Genomic DNA, 17713 nt, shown 5'->3' with positions numbered 1-17713 from the left:
AAGTTAGATTAGACGGGAACAATCCGCCGCGTCCATCATCGTCCCGTTCCCCACAAAAACAAAATGATCGGGAGGCACCCTTGAATAACGTACCGGACTCCACCCATGACAGCACCCTGGCGCTCGCCGCCGCCAAGGTCAAACGTCATGTACTGCCCCTGGTAGTGGTGATGTTCATCGTCAACTACATCGACCGGGTCAACATCGGCTTCGTGCGCAGCCATATGGAAACCGACCTGGGCATTGGCGCCGCCGCCTATGGACTCGGCGCCGGGCTGTTCTTCGTCGGTTACGCGCTGTTCGAAGTCCCGTCCAACATGCTCCTGCAACGCTACGGCGCTCGGGCCTGGCTGACGCGCATCATGTTCACCTGGGGCGCAGCGGCCATGGCCATGGCCTTTGTGCGCGGTGAAACCAGCTTCTATGTGCTGCGCTTCATCCTCGGCGCGGCGGAGGCGGGCTTCTTTCCCGGCATCATCTACTACTTCACCCAATGGCTGCCGGCCAACGAGCGCGGCAAGGCAATGGCGATTTTCCTCAGCGGCTCGGCCATTGCCTCGGTGATCTCCGGCCCGGTGTCCGGGGCGTTGCTGCACATCAGCGGATTGGGCCTGCATGGCTGGCAATGGATGTTCCTGATCGAAGGCTTCGCTTCCATCGTGTTGTGCGGGTTTGTCTGGTTCTGGCTGCAATCGCACCCGAGCCAGGCGAAATGGCTGACGGCGCAAGAGAAAACCGTGCTGATTGCGGCCATTGCCGAAGAACAACAGGCTCGGGAAGCGGCCCAAGTGGTCAAGCCGTCGATGTTCAAGCTGTTGGCCGACCGGCAGATCGCACTGTTCTGCTTCATCTATTTTTCCATCGCCCTGACCATCTACGGCGCCACGTTCTGGCTGCCCAGCATGATCAAGAAAATGGGCAACCTGGGAGACTTTCAGGTCGGCTTGCTCAATTCCATCCCGTGGATCATTTCCATCATCGCGATGTACGGCTTCGCCGCCCTGGCCGGCAAATGGAAGTTCCAGCAAGCCTGGGTCGCGGTGACGCTGGTGATTGCCGCGTTCGGCATGTTCATGTCCACCACGGGCGGGCCAATCTTCGCCTTCGTGGCGATCTGTTTTGCAGCCATCGGCTTCAAGGCCGCGTCGGCGCTGTTCTGGCCGATTCCCCAGGGTTACCTGGATGCGCGCATCGCGGCGGCGGTGATCGCCCTGATCAACTCCATTGGCAACCTCGGCGGCTTCGTCGCGCCCACGGCGTTCGGTTTCCTGGAGCAGACCACCGGCTCCATCGAAGGCGGCCTGTACGGGTTGGCGATTACTTCGCTGGTTGCCGCCGTGGTGATCTTTTTTGCCCGGACCAAACCCGGGCGCGATACACCGAACTCACTTTCCGGCCGACCTGAAACCGTTGCGGTCACTGTTGCCGACCAACCAGAAAAACCCCAAGCCTTGAACCCTGGCCCATCGGGAGCCGCTGTATGAAGATCAAACGCGTCACTGTCACACCGATTGCTTTTCGCGACCCGCCCTTGCTCAACGCCAGCGGCATCCACGAGCCGTTCGCGTTGCGCTCGATCATCGAGATCGAGAGCGACAACGGATACATCGGCCTTGGGGAGAGCTACGGCGATGCGCCGGCACTGGCGATCCAGTTGCAACTGCAGGACCAGCTGATTGGCCTGGACCCGTTCAACCTCAATCAGTTGCGCAGCATCGTCCAGGCCACCGTGGCCGCCCAGCGGCCGGCCAGTGTCGCCGGTGCCGAACTGGCGCCGGGTTCCCATGCGAGCAAGGCGGTCAGCAATGCTTATTCGGCGTTCGAAGTGGCCTGCCTGGATTTGCAGGCCCACTACCTCAACGTGCCGCTGGTAGACCTGTTGGGTGGGGCGATTCGTGACGAGATTCCGTTCAGCGCGTACCTGTTTTTCAAGTATGCCGAGCACATCGATTCACCGTACCCGCCGGACAGTTGGGGCGAGGCGCTCAACGAAGAGCAGATCCTTGCCCAGGCCCGGCGGATGATCCAGGACTATGGCTTCAAGAGCATCAAGCTCAAGGCCGGTGCCCTCGAGCCCGAGCACGAAGTGGCGTGCATCAAGGCCTTGAAACGGGCGTTTCCCGGCTATCCGTTGCGCATCGACCCCAACGCCAACTGGTCCCTGGACACCTCGATTCGCATGGCCCAATTGCTGGGTGACGACCTGCAGTACTACGAAGACCCGACGCCGGGACTGGAGGGAATGGCCGAGCTGCACAAACGCACGGGGCTGCCGTTGGCGACCAATATGGTGGTCACCGACTTCGACGAGTTCCGCCGCAGCGTGGCGCTGAACAGCGTGCAGATCGTGTTGGCCGACCATCATTATTGGGGCGGCCTGCGGGACACCCAGGCGCTGGCGAAAATGTGCAGCACCTTCGGCCTGGGCGTGTCGATGCATTCCAACTCACATTTGGGCATCAGCCTGATGGCGATGGCCCATGTGGCGGCCGCTGTGCCAAACCTGGACTATGCCTGCGACACCCATTACCCGTGGCAGGAGCCGGATGAAGAGGTGATCAAGGGCGGCAAGCTGCCGATTGTCGACGGCTGCGTGAAGATCACCCGGGCGCCTGGCCTCGGGCTGGAACTGGACCGGGATCAGTTGGGCATGCTGCATGAGCAGTTCCTGCGTTGCGGCATCCGCCAGCGTGACGACGTGCAGCAGATGCAGCGCTACCGGCCGGACTGGAAAACCGTCAAGCCCAGGTTTTGAGGCGAAGGCAAGGGGCCTGCTGCGCAGGCCAGCGGGAGCAAGCTCCTGTGGCGAGGGGATTTATCCCCGTTGGGCTGCGAAGCAGCCCCCATAAGCTTCCCACTCAATCAGACTGATACACGGAGTTATCTGGTTTCAGGGCTGCTTCGCAGCCCAGCGGGGATAAATCCCCTCGCCACAAATCAGTGATACCTAGCCTATATTCCCCAGGCCCCCTGCGGCCCACACCCAAAGTACCGCACCCGTCGGCCTCGCCGTCGTACACCCAAACTGCCGCGCCGGCCCGGCGCTTCCAAAGCATCCGCCAATTGCCCCCAAGGCAGCGTATGACGTGCCCGGGCACCTTTCGATAATCGCCTCCGACATCCCGTCCCCTGTTGCGGAGCGCGCCATGCACAACAATAAAAATACCCGCCAGCTTCTTTTGCCTGCGGTCATCGCCAGTCTTTCAACCCTGGGCGTGACGCCTTGGGCCCACGCCGAAATCATGCTGTACGACAAGGACCAGACCACCTTTTCCACCGACGGCTATATCAACGCCTTCTACGTCAACAGCGATGTGGACCGGGCCGGGGAGCAGTACGACCGCCGGCAGGCACGGGTGAAGATGGGGTTCTTGCCCAACTACCTGGGCTTCAACATGGGCAAGCAGGTCGATGACCTCAAGCTCGGCGCCCGGGCCTCGTTCTGGGTGACCATCAACGACAGCGAAACCAATGGCACCGACACGGCCATCGACGTGCGGCAGTTCTACGGCACCGTTGCCAACCCGGAGTGGGGCGAGGTGCTGATCGGTAAGGACTTCGGCCTGTTCGCTCGCTCCAACATCCTGCTTGACGAATTGCTGGCCGGTTACGGTCAGGTCAGCGACACCCTGGGGTTGGTGGACGGCGGAGGTGTCTCGTTCGGCAACATTGGCAGCGGTTATCCGTATCCGTTCCCCACCTCGCAAATCACCTATCGCACGCCCGTGATGGACGGCTTGCGCGTGGCGGTGGGGATCATGGACCCGGTGGACACCAACGACAACAGCGCCACCGGCAAGGCCTACCAGGAAAATCCGCGCACGGAGAGCGAGATCACCTACCAGTTCGACCTGGGCGGGGCGAAGATCTACAGCTGGCTGAACGGCAGCTACCAGACCTCGGACAACACCGACTCCACGGTTGAATCGGTAACGTCCAAAGGCCTCGGTTATGGCGTGCAGGCGAAGATGGGCGGGCTGTCGCTCACCGGCTCCGGGTTCCAGGCCAAGGGCATCAACCCGTTCTTTACCAACAACGCCGGGGAAGCGACGTTGCGCAATGTCGACAGCAAGGGCTACCTGCTGCAGGGTTCGTACAAGCTGGGCAAGAACCGCCTGGCGCTGTCCTACGGCAAGACCGATGACGACGGCAACGGCGTGGTGGGCAGTGGTGCCGATTATGAAACCCGTGGCATCGCGCTGTTCCATGACGTCAACGACAACCTCAAGCTCGTGGCCGAGTACAACCAGTTCGAAATCAACGGCCACGATACCAGCGCCCAGAATGAAGACACCGATACCTTCGCGGTGGGGGCGGTGCTCACCTGGTAACGGTGACCCCCTTCAACTGAGGCGTGTCAGGTCGGTTTTTGGAGCTGCTGCGCAACCCAGCGGGAGCAAGCTCCCTCGCCACGAGGGCAGTGTTCGACTTCATTTTTGAGTACGGATGCAATCCTGTGGCGAGGGAGCTTGCTCCCGCTGGGGCGCGAAGCGGCCCCGAGACTGATTTGATATTGGGGGCTGCGCATCAGCCCCTTTTTTCAGTGTGACGTCCCCTCGGCGAACTCGATCTTGTTCCCGACGTTGTACTTGCCCGAAGGCTTGTTCATGGGCAGGCGCTTGATCTCCTCAAGGGTATTGCTGTCGTAGACGATCAATGCGCCGTCAGTGTCCCAGATGCTCAGCAACAGGTAGCGGCCATCCCGAGTGAACTCGACGTGGGCGGCGGTCTTACCGGGCATGGGGCGCAGGGTGTGGGCGATTTCCAGGGTCTGTTTGTCGATCAGGTGGATGGCATCATTGTCCGGGCCAAAAAACACGTCGGTCCAGGCGTAGCGGGAGTTGACGTGGCTGCGCAGGAAGAACCCCGGGCCGAGCGTGGGGATCTGCTTGATGACTTTCCACGTATTGAAGTCGATCACCGAGATCAGCCCCTTGCTGATATTCGGCGTTGCGAACACCCAGTGTCCGTCGCGCTTCCAGTAAGTACCGGAGCCCAGGTGGGGCATACCCGGCAGCGCGATGTCGGTGACGATTCGCCCGCTGTCGAGGTCGATCACTTGCCCGCCCTGGGCCTTGCGCGAGGTCGCGAGCAGCTGTCGATAATCCGGCGAGAAGGAAAAATCATCGAGGTAGTCCTCGGCCTCGATTCGCCTCGGCACGAAGTCCGGGTTCGGCACGGTGGACAGTTCCCAGACCTCCTTGACGTCCTTCAGCGCGACGATAAAGCTGTTGCGCGGCGGCGCGGTATACACCGCACTGACCCGCGAAGCCTGGCCGTCCTGGCCCACCGTCGCGATGGTCTTGACCAGCGACAGATCACGGGCATCCAGCACCGCCAGATTGCCGGGCAGGTAGTTGCCCACCAGCACCCAGCGGCCGTCCTTGCTCACCGCCAGGTTGCGGGTGTTGAGGCCGGCCCGCACTTCGGCGATGAGCTTGAGGTTGTGCAAGTCGTACAGGCTGATCCAGCCATCCCGGGAGGCCAGGTAGACGAAGCGCCCGTCTGGTGAAAATTTCGGCCCACCATGCACCGCGAAATGCGAGGCGAACCGCGCGATCACCTCGAAGCGGTCGCCGTCGACGACATCGATGTGATGATCGCCAGCCTCCACCACCACGAACAGGTTCAGCGGATCGGCGGTGTGCTGGGGTGTGTCGGGCAGGGTGGCGACATCCGCCAACACACGATGACTGTGGCGAATGTCGTCTTCATTCCAGGTCGGCTCGACGGCAAGGGGACGCTGCAAGTACAACGCCAGCGCATCGATCTGCGCGGGCTCAAGCACCGCGCCGAACGCCGCCATCTGACTGGCTGGCCGACCGTTTTCGATCACCTGGCGGACTTCGGCAGGCTTGATCCTGCTCAGGCTCTGGGGCAACAGCGCCGGGCCGGTGCCGCCGATACGGTTGACGCCATGGCATTGCTGGCAGTGTTGCTGGTAGTCGCGCTCGGCAGGGTCCGGGTCGGGCGTTGTCGCCACGGCACCCTGCACAGTGCAGATCCACAAAAACGGAGTGAGCCACCAGCGCCTCATGACGCCACCTTCGAGATTCCAGGTTGGGCCTGGACGGTGGCATGCAGCCGCGCGGGATGTTGCAGCGCCTGATCGGCGAACAAACCGACCACCTTGCCAATCACGGTCAAGGTCGGCAGGCCCTCGGGGCATGCCCGTGCCATGTCCGTCAGGTGTTCGAGGGTGCCACGCAGCACCTGCTGGTCGGGACGTGTGCCGTTGCTGATCAACGCCGCCGGGGTATCCGCGGCCAGGCCCGCTTCCATCAGCCGCGCAGCAATGGTGCCCAGGTTCGACAGCCCCATGTAGAACACCAGGGTTTGGCTGTCATCCGCCAGGCTTTGCCACGGCAAGCTCAAGTCGCCTTCGCGTTGCAGATGACCGGTGATGAACCGACAGGAATTGACCAGGTCACGATGGGTCAGGGGAATGCCCGCATAAGTGCTGCAACCGGCTGCGGCGGTGATGCCGGGCACCACTTGGCAATCGATGCCGCGAGCCAGTAGATACTCCAGTTCTTCAGCGCCACGGCCGAAAATGAACGGATCGCCGCCCTTGAGCCGCACCACCCGTTGCCCCAGGTCGGCCAGGTCGGCCAAGAGTTCATTGATTTGTGGCTGGGGCAGGCTGTGGCAACCAGCGGCCTTGCCGACGTAATGCCGGGCGCACGTCAGCGGAATCAGGCTAAGCAATTGCGGGCTGATCAAGCGGTCGTAGACCACCGCATCGGCCTGCACCAACAGGCTCCAGGCGCGCAATGTCAGCAGGCCCGGATCACCGGGGCCGGCACCGACCAAGGCGACTTCACCCGGTCTTAAAGATGATTGCAGGGCAGCGGGCAAAACGAGAGGGGCAGGCATGGGGCTTCCTTGGTTCGGGATCAGATTCACCGTCGGTTAGCGGGCACAGGGCACTGCAACGCTGGTGATCGCGTGCAAGCCAATCTCTTCATCGCTGAGGTGACAGCCGGGATCCTGGCCCCAGAGATCGCCGTCGGCCCAGGCTCGGGTGCGGGTGTTGCCGTTACAGATCGCCAACCAGCGGCATTGACCACAGCGGCCGTTCACGGCCCGTGGGTGTTCACGCAGTTTTTGCAGCAGGGCGTCGGGGCGCTCCAGCCAGAGGGTCTTGAACGGGGTCCGGCGGACATTGCCCACCGAGTGCTGCCACCAATAGGTGTCGGGGTGGACCTCGCCGGTGTTGTCGATGTTGGCGATGCCGCTGCCCGAAGCATTGCCGCCCCAGGCGCGCAGCATCTGCTCCAATGCGGCGTAGTGTTGGGGCAATCGGCGGGCGACCCATTGCAGCAGCAAGATCGCATCGGCGTCGTTGTTGCCGCTGACGAAATCACTGTCGCGGCCCTGTTCGATGTCGTGCCAGGCCCGCTCGAAAATCAGGTTCATGGCCTCGCGGCTCATCTGCTGGTGAGCATCGAGCTTGCGACTGCGCTTGCCACGGCCGCTGTAGTTGAGGTGCGACAGATAGAATTTCTGCACATCGTATTCAGTCATCAAGTCCAGCAACTGTGGCAACTGGGCATGGTTCTGCTGGGTGAGGGTGGTGCGCAAGCCGACGCGAATCCCTCGCTCGCGGCAGAGCCGGATGGCCGCCATGGAGCTGGCGAAACTGCCCTTGAGCTGACGGAACGCGTCGTGGGTCGCCTCCAGGCCATCGATGCTGATGCCCACGTAGTCAAAGCGGGCTGCGTCGATCTGCGCGATGTTGCTCGTGTCGATCAGCGTGCCGTTGGTGGACAAGGCGAGGAAAAAGCCTTTGTCACGGGCATGGGCACTGAGCTGGAACAGGTCCTCGCGCAGCAACGGTTCGCCGCCGGACAGGATCAGCACGCGCACCCCGGCGTCATGCAAATCGTCGATGACTTGAAGCGCCGCCGGTGTGTCCAGTTCGTCGCGAAACACGCTGTCGGCCGAGGTGGCGTAGCAGTGCTTGCAGGTCAGGTTGCAACGCCTGAGCAGGTTCCAGATCACCACGGGTGGCCGTGTGCTGCCCGGTGGCGCGACGCGCGGGGCGGGGCAATGGCCGGCCAGGGCTCGCAGGTAGTGGCTGATCCTCAACATAAAGCGCTCCTTCGGTCGGCGTGCGGTTCAGCGCAAGGATGGCGACAGGCGCAGGCCGGTTTTTTTCAGGATGCGGCTGCTCACCAGCATGTCTTCGGCGGCGCAGGCGTCCCCCAGCAGGTAACGCAGGTGTTCGCGATAGCAGTCGATCTCTTCGCGGCTGCGGCCATGGACCATGGCGAACAGGTTGTAGCGCCAGCCAGGCCGGCGCGGACGCCGATAGCAATGGCTGACGAAGGGCTGCGCGCCGAGCAGGGCGCCGAGGCGCGGCATGTCGGCGTCGGTCACGTCCCAGACCGTCATGCCGTTGTGGCGATAGCCGAGGCGATAATGGTTGGGGACGGCGGCGATACGACGGATCGCGCCTTCGGCCTGCAAGCGCTTGAGCAGGTCGAGGGTCGACTCCACGCTCAGGTCCAGTTGTTCGCCGAGCCAGGCCCAGGGATCCTCGAGCAAGGGCAGGCCGGCCTGGGTCAGTTCGATCAGCCGCAGTGCCAGGGACGTTTCCTCCGGCGCCGGCGCTTGCGGCAAAGGCTCAGACAGGGAAATACAGGCCGACATGGTAGGTCTCCTCTTTGGGCAGGTTCAGCGGCACCAGGCCAGTCAGCCGTTCGATGCGCAGCAAGGTGTCGCTGATCGCCTGTTCGCTGGGGCAGGCGAGTACGAACCACATGTTCCAAGCGTGCTCGCGGCGGTAGTTGTGGGCCACCTCGGGCATGTCCGCGAGCTGCTCGGCGACGGCCTCGAAACACGGTTCGGGCACGGCCAGCGCCGCCAGGGTGAACGCGCCGCCGAGGCGGTCGATGTCGAACATCGGGCCGAAGCGGGTGAGCACGCCGTCGTTGAGCAGCTCATGCAGGCGGTCGAGCAGGTCGCTACTGTTGCTGTCCAGTTCTTCGGCCAACGCCTGCCAAGGCTGACGTACCAATGGCAGGCCCAGTTGCAGGCGATTGATCAGGCGTCGGTCGAGATCATCCATGAACGCGGGCTCCGGTCGGTGGGGCGAAGCGTCCGCCGCATTGCTTGAACAAATGCGTGCTGAACAGCAATTGGTGGGGCAGGTCATCGAGCAAATGCTGTTCGAGCAGTTCCTGGACCTGGGCTTCGACGCGGTCACGCTGGCGGCCGTGGATCATGCAGAACAGGTTGAATTGCCACTGAGGCAAACGTCGCGGGCGTTGGTAGCAAAGGCTGATGCCCGGGGCCTGGCCGAGACGGCGGCCGACTTCATCGACCAGGGCATCCGGCACGTCCAGCACCAGCATGGCGTTGGCGGCAAACCCCAGCGCGCGATGATTGACCACCAGGCCGACGCGGCGGAACAGTCCCTGTTCCTGCCAGAGCCGAACCTGCTCCAGCACCTGCGGTTCGCTGGCATCGATCTGCTCGGCCAGGACCTGGAAGGGGCGAGGCGCCAGGGGCAGGCCTGCCTCCAGCAGCCGGCGCAGTGCCAGGGATTGTTGTTCACTCAGGGCGATATTCATGGGGTGGGCTCCAGGGCAAAGCCCAGGTCGATGCGATAGGCCGTCAGCATGGGCAGGTCCAGCGGTGTGAGGCCGGTGTCGTGTTCCAGCTCCTGGAGAATGGCGTCCAGGTGGGCGCGGTTGGGGCCGGTCAACACGAACCAGAGGTTGTAGCGATGTTCGCGGGCATAGTTGTGATTGACTTCCGGGTACTGGCTGACGCGCGCCGCCACTTGATGCAAGCGCTCCTCGGGCACCGCCAGGGCAGCCAGGGTGCTGGAACCGGCCCGGGTGTGCTCGAACACCGGGCCGACTCGCGACAGGGTCCCGGCCACCTGCAGATGTTGCAGACAGTCGAGCACCTGGGCTTCGCTGCAACCCAACGCATCGGCCATGACCTGGTAGGGTTCGGCGCACAGCGGCATGCCGTGCTGGAATTGATCGATCAGGCGGCGGGCCAGCGAGCTTGCGGTCATGGTCAGTACCCCGGTTTGTGCGCACGGCTGCTGAAGAAAATGCCGCTGGGGCTCATGGCCGGCAGCGTGCTCAGGCGCTGCAGCGTGTAGGGGTTCCAGACCTGGACTTCACCGCCGTCCCGGGCCGACAGCCATAGCTGGTCGCCTCGTGCGGTGAACTCCATGTGCAGCACCGCCGGCCCGGGTCGCAGGTCCGCGACGATGGCGTGGGTTTGCGTGTCGATGACCTGGACGCGGTCGTTGTCCGGGTAGGCGAAGTTGACCCACAGCTGCCGGCCATCCGGGCGCGCGGTGACGAATACCGGCTGGCCGGCCACGGCGATGGCGTCAGTCAGTTGCCAGGTGCGAGCGTTCATCACCAATACCTGGTGGTGGCCGACCGCAGGGACGAAGGCTTGCTCATCGGCCAGGGCCCAGCCTTCCAGATGGGGCATCTTGTACACCGGCAGCCTGGCCTGGCCGCGTCCGTAATGCCCGAGCACGCGTTTCACGCCACGCTCCGGGTGCCAGAGGTCGAGTTGCGCCATGCCGTCTTCGCCAAACAGCCCAGCCATGTAATAGCGTCCGTCCGGGGTGATCAGCGCGTCATAGGGTTGCTGGCCGATGCCGGTGAAACGGTCGATGCGCGGTGTGTGGCCTTGGCTGAAGTCGGCGGTCCAGATCTCACCGGTATCGAACAGGCTGAACACGAAGCGTTGTCCCGGCGCATCCACCAGACCCACCACCCGTGAACGTTTCTGGCCGTCGGGCAATGGTGTGGCGGGGATGTCGGCGACCTGATCCAGGCTCTGGGCATCGAACACCTTGACGCCGCCGGGCTCGTAGTTGGACACGGCGATCAGTTTGCCGTCCTGGCTGATCGCACCGCCGATGCTGTTGCCGCCCTGGAGGATGCGCCGTTCGATGCGCGCCGTCAGCAAGTCGACCTTGCTCAAGCCACCGTCGCGGCCAAACACATAGGCGTAGCGCTGGTCGCGGGAGAACACCACCGAAGCGTGGGACAGGTCGCCCAACCCTTCGACACGGGCCAGGGCGGTGCGGTTGTCGCTTTCGATGATTTGCAGGCTGCCGGTGGCGCGTTCCACCACGACACCCAGGTCACCGGTGCCACGTAGCGGTGTTTGCGCACACGCCGACAGCAACAGGGCGATGGCGGTACAGGACAGGATAGAGCGGATCATGAGGCGGGTTTTCCTTGAAGGAGCCGGTCCACCAGCCAGCGGATATCGTCGGGATCGAGCAGCGGCGCCCAACCGGGCATGGCGCTGCCGGGCCGCCCGAGGGTGACGGTGGCGATGAGGCTGTCGCGGGATTTTCCGGCGAGGGCGTCAAAGGTCAGGGGTGGGCCGAGGCCGCCGGTCATGTGCAGGCCGTGGCAGGCGCCACAGTCCTGTTCGAGCAGGTGTTGCAGTTGGGCCTGGCGCTGGTGGCCGGGAGCGGCCAGCACGCAGGACGAAAAGACGAGGAGGAGGGCCGTCATCAAGGTTGTTGAGCTGTGTCGTTCCATGACGCCTCCTGAATCAAAGTGCTGCGCGGTCCTGTGGCGAGGGAGCTTGCTCCCGCTGGGCTGCGAAGCAGTCCCAATAGCAACCTGACGACTCAGTGTGTCAGGCAAAACCAGGGGGCTGCTGCGCAGCCCAGCGGGAGCAAGCTCCCTCGCCACGGGGTTTGTGTCAGGCAGGTCCTGCCTGGGTTTATTTAAGGGTCAAGACCCACGCCGCGAGGATCTTGGCTTCTTCTTCCGTCACGGGGTTGGCCGGCATCGGCATCGGCCCCCAGTTGCCTTGCGTACCTTCCTTGATGTGCTTGGCGAGTAAATCCTGTGCACCAGGGACACTGGCGTTTTTCGCCGCGACGTCCTTGAGCGCCGGGCCAACGACCTTGGTATCGATGGAGTGACAGGCCGCGCAGGGCTTGCTCTTGAACAGCGTCGGGCCGTCTTGTGCCAGCGCCGGTAGGCTGTAGGCAGCCGTCAGGGCCAAGGCGATCAGAATAGGCTTCATGGTTTTTCCTCTTATTGATGGGGCTCAATAGATGTCGTGTTGGGTGTTGTAAACGTTGAATTTTCCGGTCGGGGTGATCAGGCGTTTGTCCTTGATCACGTTCTTCACCTTGAGGGTCTTGTCGTCGATCACCACCAGCGCCGACTCGTCTTCCTGGCCACTCCAGACCGAGAACCAGACCTCATCGCCGGCCTTGTTGTATTCCGGCTGCACCACGCGCATCGCGCCTTTCTTGATTCCCGCGTATTCGGCAATCGGCAGCACGGTGTAGCCGGCGTCGAGCTTGTCGATGTCGAACACCGCCACTGATTGGCTGAGCTTGGCATCGGGGCTGAGGGTGGTGTCGACATACAAGTGTCGGGATTGAGGGTGAGTCTTGATGAACAGTGAGCCGCCGCCCTGGCCCTGGAGCGAGCCAACCTGCTTCCAGGCGTATTGCGGATGATTGACCGGGTCGGTACCGATCAGCGAAACCCCGGCGTCACCCAAGTGGCTGGTGGCCCAGACGGGCCCGTAGAGTGGATGGTTGAAGTTGGCACCGCGCCCTGGGTGCGGGGTCTTGCCAACGTCCACCAGGGCGGTGAGTTTGCGTTCCTTGGAGTCGATCACCGCGACTTTGTTGGAGTTGTTGGCCGCCGTCATGAAGTAGCGATGGCTGCTGTCCCAACCGCCGTCATGTAGGAATGGCGCGGCGTCGATATTGGTGATGGTGAGGTTCTTGATGTCCTGGTAATTGACCAGCATCACCTTGCCGGTTTCCTTGACGTTGACGATGAACTCCGGCCATTCGTGGGAGGCAATGATCGCCGCGACGCGAGGCTCGGGATGGTATTGCTGGGTGTCGACGGTCATGCCGCGGGTCGAGACGATCTGCTTGGGCTCCAGGGTTTCGCCGTCCATGATGGTGAACTGCGGCGGCCAGTACGAACCGGCGATGGTGTACTTGTCTTCGTAGCCCTTGAATTTTGACGTCTCCACCGAACGGGCTTCGATGCCTACCTTGATTTCGGCGACCTTGGTCGGCTCTTTGGGCCACAGGTCGATCATGTCGATCTTGGCGTCCCGGCCGATCACCAGCAGGTAGCGGCCCGATGCGGAAATGCGCGAGATATGCACGGCGTAACCGGTGTCGATCAGCTTGACGATCTTCTTGCTGTCGCCATCGATCAGGGCAATCTTGCCGTCGTCGCGCAGGGTCACCGAGAACAGGTTTTGCAGGTTGAGGGTGTTGAGCTGCTTGGTCGGCCGGTCCTCGGGCTTGACCAGGACTTTCCAGGTCTTGAGGGTTTCGGCCATGCCCCATTCCGGCGGCGTCGGCGGGGTGTGCTGGATGAACTTGGCCATCACCGTGATCTGGTCTTTGGTCAGGGCGTTGGAGGTGCCCCAGTTCGGCATTCCGGCGGCGGAACCGTAGGTGATCAGTGCTTCGAGATAGGCCTGGCCGCGACTCTGGGTGATGTCGGGGGTCAGCGGTTTACCGGTGGCGCCCTTGCGCAATACACCATGGCAACCCGCGCAGCGCTGGAAGTAGATTTCCTTTGCCGCGTCGAAGTCGGCCTGGCTCAGGTCCGGCGCGCCTTCGGTTTTGACCATGCGCGAGTGTTCTGGCTCATGGGTTTTGTCGGCGAAAGCGTAGGGTGCGGCCAGCGCTGTACACAGCGCCGCGACCCTCAAGGTCCACGATTTTTTGTGGCTGATCAGCATTCCATTTCTCCTCAGGCGTGATCCGCGCTGCGCTTTAATTGGTGTTCGGCGCGCAGGTTCTTGGTGCGGTGCAAGGCTATGCCCAGGCCTGTGGTTAGCCGCTTGACGGCGATCAAGTTTGCCGGCCGCCGCCCTTGCCAGGTTGTCGCAGGGCGCCGTAGCTTGACCGCCAATCGTGTTGTCTGATCGGGCCTTGCCATGAACGCTATCCACTCCTTGCAGCATCCGGACGAACCCTTTTATCAACCCCAGGACAATGAACAGGCGATGTTCGAACAGGCCTGGCATCACGGCATGCCGGTGCTGATCAAAGGCCCGACCGGCTGCGGCAAGACCCGTTTTGTCCAGCACATGGCCCACCGCTTGAAATTGCCGCTGTACACCGTGGCCTGCCACGATGATTTGAGCGCCGCCGACCTGGTGGGTCGGCACCTGATCGGTGCCCAGGGTACTTGGTGGCAGGACGGGCCCTTGACCCGGGCGGTGCGCGAGGGCGGGATCTGTTATCTGGACGAAGTGGTCGAAGCGCGCCAGGACACCGCCGTGGTGCTGCATCCACTGGCCGATGATCGCCGGCAGTTGTATTTGGAACGCACCGGCGAAGTCCTGCAGGCGCCGCCGTCGTTCATGCTGGTGGTGTCGTACAACCCCGGTTACCAGAACCTGCTCAAGGGTATGAAACCGAGCACTCGCCAGCGCTTTGTGGCGCTGCGCTTTGGTTATCCTGCGGTGACCGATGAAGAGCGCATCGTCGCCCGCGAGGCTGGCGTCGACATGGCCTTGGCCGCCCAGATCGTGCGGCTTGGGCAGGCGCTGCGCCGGCTCGATCAGCACGACCTGGAGGAAGTGGCCTCCACGCGCCTGCTGATTTTCGCCGCGCGTATGATCGGCTCCGGCATGGACCCGCGCCAAGCCTGCCTGGCGTGCCTGGCCGAGCCGTTGAGTGACGATCCGCAGACTGTGGCTGCGCTGATGGACGTAGTCGATGTCCATTTCGGCTGACACCGCGACCACGCTCCGGCGCTTGCCGGGGGATTTGGCGATGTGGTTCTTCATCCTCGCCGAGCTGTCGGTGTTCGCGTTGCTGATCCTCGCGTTCACCGTCGCCCAGGCGCTGCATCCGCAGGTGTTCAGCGAAGGCCGACAGTTGCTGGATCGTTCCACGGGCCTGGCGATGACCCTCAGCCTGCTCACTGCCGGCCTGTTCGCAGCGTTGGCTCAAGAGCAAATCCGGCAAGACCGACCGCGTCGAGCCGCGCTGTTGCTGTGCGTGGCGTTGGTGCTTGCGTCGGGCTACGTGGGGATCAAGCTCACCGAGTACGCCCATCTGTTGGCGAGCGGCCTGGGGATGGAGCACAACACCTTCTTCACCTTGTACTGGATCCTTACGGGGTTTCATTTCCTGCACGTGCTGCTGGGCATGGTGATCCTCGGCTGGCTGGCCGAGGGTTGCCGGCGTCGTCGTCATGATTCGCAGCGATGCAGCGGGTTGGAATCCGGCGTGCTGTATTGGCACATGGTGGATCTGATCTGGGTGTTGTTGTTTCCGTTGGTCTACATCCTCGATTGAGCTGAGGTGCACATGTCGGTTTCCCATCACCTGATCGTCTGCTGGGCGGCGTTGACACTGCTCAGTACGGGCACCGTGGCGCTGGGGCGGGTCGCGGGCACGGAGTTGATTTCCATGGCCATAGTGACGGTCGCGGTGACCAAGGCCTGGCTGATCGCCGACGGCTTCATGGAACTGCGTCACGCGCCGCGCTTGTGGCGCGGGCTGGTTTTGAGCTGGGCGGTGCTGCTGGCGGTACTGATTGCCTCGGCACTCCTGTCAGGCACATAACCGGTGGCGAGGGAGCTTGCTCCCGCTGGGCTGCGCAGCAGCCCCAACCGCAACAACCTCCTTTTACCTGAAATACCGTGCCGGCAGGTTTTGAGGGTGCTTCGCGCCCCAGCGGGAGCAAGCTCCCTCGCCACGGGGGATCGGTGCTGCAGGAACAACCCAGCAAAACCATCGGAGATTCTTGATCGCCATCAAGCGGTTCCGGACCCCTCGCTTCCTAGAATGGACACGCCAAGCAATGAGGAAGTGACCATGTCAGATACCTTCACCAAAGGCATGGCCAGGAATATTTATTTCGGGGGAAGCATCTTCTTTTTCCTGATATTCCTGGCCCTGACCTACCACACGGAACAGACCTTTCCGGAACGCAGCAACCAGGCGCAATTGACCGAGTCGGTGATTCGCGGCAAGGGCGTCTGGGAGCGTAACAACTGCATCGGCTGCCACACGCTGCTGGGCGAGGGCGCTTACTTTGCGCCGGAGCTGGGCAACGTGGTCAACCGCCGTGGCGGCGAGGAAGCCTTCAAACCGTTCCTGCACGCCTGGATGAAAATGCAGCCGTTGAACGTTCCGGGCCGTCGGGCCATGCCGCAGTTCAACCTGAGCAAGCAGGAAGTCGACGACATCGCCGAGTTCCTCAAGTGGAGCTCGAAAATCAACACCAATGGCTGGCCGCCAAACAAGGAGGGCTGAGAGATGAGCATGGCTAATCCGCATCTGAAATTCGCCTCGCAGGCCGTTGCCAAACCGTACTTCGTGTTTGCCCTGATGCTGTTCCTGGGCCAGGTATTGTTCGGTTTGATCATGGGCCTGCAATACGTGATCGGCGACTTTCTGTTCCCGCTGATCCCCTTCAACGTGGCCCGCATGGTCCACACCAACCTGCTGATCGTCTGGCTGTTGTTCGGCTTCATGGGCGCAGCCTATTACCTGATCCCGGAGGAAGCCGACCGCGAACTGCACAGCCCGAAACTGGCGCTGGTGCTGTTCTGGGTGTTCGCCGCCGCGGGTGTGGCGACGATCCTGGGTTACCTCTCGGTGCCGTATGCGACGCTGGCGAAGTTCACCGGCAACGACCTGCTGCCGACCATGGGCCGCGAGTTTCTCGAACAACCGACCATCACCAAAATGGGCATCGTGGTGGTGTGCCTGGGGTTTCTCTACAACATCGGCATGACCATGCTCAAGGGCCGCAAGACCACCGTCAGCATGGTGATGATGACCGGGCTGATCGGCTTGGCGGTGTTCTTCCTGTTCTCTTTCTACAACCCCTCGAACCTCGCCCGCGACAAGTTCTACTGGTGGTGGGTGGTGCATCTTTGGGTCGAAGGCGTCTGGGAACTGATCATGGGTTCGATGCTCGCCTTCGTCCTGATCAAGATCACCGGTGTGGACCGCGAAGTGGTGGAAAAATGGCTCTACGTGATCATCGCAATGGCGTTGATCACCGGGATCATCGGCACCGGTCACCACTTCTTCTGGATCGGCGCGCCCGAGGTCTGGTTGTGGGTCGGCTCGATTTTCTCGGCGATGGAGCCGCTGCCGTTCCTGGCGATGGTGATCTTCGCCTTCAGCATGGTGAAAAACCGTCGTCGACAGCACCCGAACCGCGCCGCCACGTTGTGGGCCAAGGGCACCACGGTCACCGCGTTCTTCGGCGCGGGCGTCTGGGGTTTCCTGCACACCCTGGCACCGGTCAACTACTACACCCACGGTTCGCAACTGACCGCGGCCCACGGTCACCTGGCCTTCTACGGGGCCTACGCAATGATCGTGATGACGCTGATCAGCTACGCCATGCCGCGCTTGCGTGGTTTGGGCGAAGCCGCCGATGAACGCTCGCAGCGCCTGGAGATCTGGGGTTTCTGGTTGATGACCCTGTCGATGGTGATGATCACCTTGTTCCTCACCGCAGCCGGTGTGGTCCAGGTGTGGCTGCAACGCTGGATGACGGATGGCAGTGCCTTGCCGTTCATGGCGACGGTGGATCACTTGAAGCCGCTGTTCTGGGCTCGACTGGTCAGCGGCGTCGGTTTCCTGGCCGGGCTGCTCTGCTACCTGTTCAGCTTCCGTCAGCGTGGCCGCGCGGCCCTGCGTGCACCGGCGGCGGTGGTGCCGTCGTGAGTCACCACA

Annotated in this window: 19 protein-coding genes; 8 read left to right on the top strand and 11 right to left on the bottom strand. The window is 62.7% G+C overall.

The window, feature by feature from the left end; translation table 11 throughout:
• Positions 1–80: 80 nt before the first annotated feature.
• The 3 genes from AD663_RS15370 (at position 81) to AD663_RS15360 (ending at position 4331) form a co-directional block, all read left to right on the top strand.
• Positions 81–1484, top strand: a complete 1404-nt coding sequence (locus AD663_RS15370; RefSeq protein WP_053214063.1) for an MFS transporter — start codon at positions 81–83, stop codon at positions 1482–1484.
• Positions 1481–2755 carry a glucarate dehydratase family protein gene (locus tag AD663_RS15365; protein ID WP_053214062.1) on the top strand — a complete coding sequence of 425 codons (1275 nt, stop codon included), beginning with the start codon at positions 1481–1483 and terminating at the stop codon, positions 2753–2755. The genes AD663_RS15370 and AD663_RS15365 overlap by 4 nt, the downstream gene beginning before the upstream one ends.
• A gap of 391 nt (positions 2756–3146) precedes the next feature.
• Positions 3147–4331 (top strand): porin, encoded by a 1185-nt coding sequence (locus tag AD663_RS15360; protein WP_003182389.1) that lies wholly within the window; start codon positions 3147–3149, stop codon positions 4329–4331.
• 209 nt (positions 4332–4540) lie between these two features.
• Here AD663_RS15360 and AD663_RS15355 read toward each other — a convergent pair whose 3' ends face one another.
• The 11 genes from AD663_RS15355 to nirS form a co-directional block, all read right to left on the bottom strand.
• Positions 4541–6037: a nitrite reductase gene (locus AD663_RS15355; protein ID WP_053214061.1), complete on the bottom strand. Its 1497-nt coding sequence runs from the start codon at positions 6035–6037 to the stop codon at positions 4541–4543.
• On the bottom strand, positions 6034–6876 hold the full coding sequence (gene cobA / locus AD663_RS15350) for a uroporphyrinogen-III C-methyltransferase (protein WP_003182384.1): 843 nt from the start codon (positions 6874–6876) through the stop codon (positions 6034–6036). Before cobA ends, AD663_RS15355 begins: the two co-directional genes overlap by 4 nt.
• A gap of 36 nt (positions 6877–6912) precedes the next feature.
• On the bottom strand, positions 6913–8094 hold the full coding sequence (gene nirJ / locus AD663_RS15345; protein ID WP_053214060.1) for a heme d1 biosynthesis radical SAM protein NirJ: 1182 nt from the start codon (positions 8092–8094) through the stop codon (positions 6913–6915).
• Positions 8095–8121: 27 nt separating this feature from the next.
• Complete coding sequence (locus AD663_RS15340) at positions 8122–8655, bottom strand: Lrp/AsnC family transcriptional regulator (RefSeq protein WP_053214059.1); 534 nt, start codon at positions 8653–8655, stop codon at positions 8122–8124.
• Positions 8630–9073, bottom strand: a complete 444-nt coding sequence (locus AD663_RS15335; RefSeq protein ID WP_003182378.1) for an Lrp/AsnC family transcriptional regulator — start codon at positions 9071–9073, stop codon at positions 8630–8632. Before AD663_RS15335 ends, AD663_RS15340 begins: the two co-directional genes overlap by 26 nt.
• The gene (locus AD663_RS15330; protein ID WP_003182377.1) at positions 9066–9578 is read right to left on the bottom strand and encodes an Lrp/AsnC family transcriptional regulator; all 513 of its coding nucleotides are present in this window, start codon (positions 9576–9578) and stop codon (positions 9066–9068) included. Before AD663_RS15330 ends, AD663_RS15335 begins: the two co-directional genes overlap by 8 nt.
• Positions 9575–10033, bottom strand: a complete 459-nt coding sequence (locus AD663_RS15325; RefSeq protein WP_053214058.1) for an Lrp/AsnC family transcriptional regulator — start codon at positions 10031–10033, stop codon at positions 9575–9577. Before AD663_RS15325 ends, AD663_RS15330 begins: the two co-directional genes overlap by 4 nt.
• A gap of 2 nt (positions 10034–10035) precedes the next feature.
• Positions 10036–11214, bottom strand: coding sequence for a cytochrome D1 domain-containing protein (locus AD663_RS15320; protein ID WP_053214057.1), 1179 nt, complete (start codon positions 11212–11214; stop codon positions 10036–10038).
• Positions 11211–11540 carry a cytochrome c gene (locus tag AD663_RS15315; protein WP_003182371.1) on the bottom strand — a complete coding sequence of 110 codons (330 nt, stop codon included), beginning with the start codon at positions 11538–11540 and terminating at the stop codon, positions 11211–11213. Before AD663_RS15315 ends, AD663_RS15320 begins: the two co-directional genes overlap by 4 nt.
• Positions 11541–11727: 187 nt before the next feature.
• Positions 11728–12036, bottom strand: a complete 309-nt coding sequence (locus AD663_RS15310) for a c-type cytochrome (RefSeq protein ID WP_003182369.1) — start codon at positions 12034–12036, stop codon at positions 11728–11730.
• Positions 12037–12060: 24 nt separating this feature from the next.
• Positions 12061–13629, bottom strand: a complete 1569-nt coding sequence (nirS, locus tag AD663_RS15305) for a nitrite reductase (protein ID WP_256217218.1) — start codon at positions 13627–13629, stop codon at positions 12061–12063.
• 378 nt (positions 13630–14007) lie between these two features.
• Here nirS and AD663_RS15295 point away from each other — a divergent pair, with 378 nt between their 5' ends.
• The 5 genes from AD663_RS15295 (at position 14008) to AD663_RS15275 (ending at position 17704) form a co-directional block, all read left to right on the top strand.
• Positions 14008–14742, top strand: a complete 735-nt coding sequence (locus tag AD663_RS15295) for a CbbQ/NirQ/NorQ/GpvN family protein (RefSeq protein ID WP_371261191.1) — start codon at positions 14008–14010, stop codon at positions 14740–14742.
• Entirely contained in the window at positions 14726–15310 is a 585-nt protein-coding gene (locus AD663_RS15290; protein ID WP_003182364.1) for a cytochrome c oxidase subunit 3 family protein, read from the top strand. The genes AD663_RS15295 and AD663_RS15290 overlap by 17 nt, the downstream gene beginning before the upstream one ends.
• Positions 15311–15322: 12 nt before the next feature.
• The gene (locus AD663_RS15285; protein WP_053214055.1) at positions 15323–15580 is read left to right on the top strand and encodes a cytochrome C oxidase subunit IV family protein; all 258 of its coding nucleotides are present in this window, start codon (positions 15323–15325) and stop codon (positions 15578–15580) included.
• Positions 15581–15832: 252 nt separating this feature from the next.
• Positions 15833–16273: a cytochrome c gene (locus AD663_RS15280; protein WP_053214054.1), complete on the top strand. Its 441-nt coding sequence runs from the start codon at positions 15833–15835 to the stop codon at positions 16271–16273.
• A 3-nt stretch (positions 16274–16276) separates the two neighbouring features.
• The gene (locus AD663_RS15275) at positions 16277–17704 is read left to right on the top strand and encodes a cbb3-type cytochrome c oxidase subunit I (protein ID WP_003182358.1); all 1428 of its coding nucleotides are present in this window, start codon (positions 16277–16279) and stop codon (positions 17702–17704) included.
• Positions 17705–17713: the final 9 nt, after the last annotated feature.

The organism is Pseudomonas sp. Q12-87 (assembly GCF_001269755.1).
GTDB lineage: Bacteria > Pseudomonadota > Gammaproteobacteria > Pseudomonadales > Pseudomonadaceae > Aquipseudomonas > Aquipseudomonas fluorescens_S.
Note: the sequence above shows the minus strand (reverse complement) of the source record. Positions and strands in the feature narration are given on the sequence as shown.

Coding starts and splice junctions, on each gene's coding strand:
- AD663_RS15275 (WP_003182358.1), top strand. CDS start 16,277: ATGAGCATGGCTAATCCGCATCTGAAATTCGCCTCGCAGGCCGTTGCC.
- cobA (WP_003182384.1), bottom strand. CDS start 6,876: ATGCCTGCCCCTCTCGTTTTGCCCGCTGCCCTGCAATCATCTTTAAGA.
- AD663_RS15320 (WP_053214057.1), bottom strand. CDS start 11,214: ATGATCCGCTCTATCCTGTCCTGTACCGCCATCGCCCTGTTGCTGTCG.
- AD663_RS15295 (WP_371261191.1), top strand. CDS start 14,008: ATGTTCGAACAGGCCTGGCATCACGGCATGCCGGTGCTGATCAAAGGC.
- AD663_RS15285 (WP_053214055.1), top strand. CDS start 15,323: ATGTCGGTTTCCCATCACCTGATCGTCTGCTGGGCGGCGTTGACACTG.
- AD663_RS15330 (WP_003182377.1), bottom strand. CDS start 9,578: ATGAATATCGCCCTGAGTGAACAACAATCCCTGGCACTGCGCCGGCTG.
- nirJ (WP_053214060.1), bottom strand. CDS start 8,094: ATGTTGAGGATCAGCCACTACCTGCGAGCCCTGGCCGGCCATTGCCCC.
- nirS (WP_256217218.1), bottom strand. CDS start 13,629: ATGGTCAAAACCGAAGGCGCGCCGGACCTGAGCCAGGCCGACTTCGAC.
- AD663_RS15290 (WP_003182364.1), top strand. CDS start 14,726: ATGTCCATTTCGGCTGACACCGCGACCACGCTCCGGCGCTTGCCGGGG.
- AD663_RS15355 (WP_053214061.1), bottom strand. CDS start 6,037: ATGAGGCGCTGGTGGCTCACTCCGTTTTTGTGGATCTGCACTGTGCAG.
- AD663_RS15360 (WP_003182389.1), top strand. CDS start 3,147: ATGCACAACAATAAAAATACCCGCCAGCTTCTTTTGCCTGCGGTCATC.
- AD663_RS15335 (WP_003182378.1), bottom strand. CDS start 9,073: ATGGATGATCTCGACCGACGCCTGATCAATCGCCTGCAACTGGGCCTG.
- AD663_RS15315 (WP_003182371.1), bottom strand. CDS start 11,540: ATGGAACGACACAGCTCAACAACCTTGATGACGGCCCTCCTCCTCGTC.
- AD663_RS15365 (WP_053214062.1), top strand. CDS start 1,481: ATGAAGATCAAACGCGTCACTGTCACACCGATTGCTTTTCGCGACCCG.
- AD663_RS15280 (WP_053214054.1), top strand. CDS start 15,833: ATGTCAGATACCTTCACCAAAGGCATGGCCAGGAATATTTATTTCGGG.
- AD663_RS15310 (WP_003182369.1), bottom strand. CDS start 12,036: ATGAAGCCTATTCTGATCGCCTTGGCCCTGACGGCTGCCTACAGCCTA.
- AD663_RS15325 (WP_053214058.1), bottom strand. CDS start 10,033: ATGACCGCAAGCTCGCTGGCCCGCCGCCTGATCGATCAATTCCAGCAC.
- AD663_RS15340 (WP_053214059.1), bottom strand. CDS start 8,655: ATGTCGGCCTGTATTTCCCTGTCTGAGCCTTTGCCGCAAGCGCCGGCG.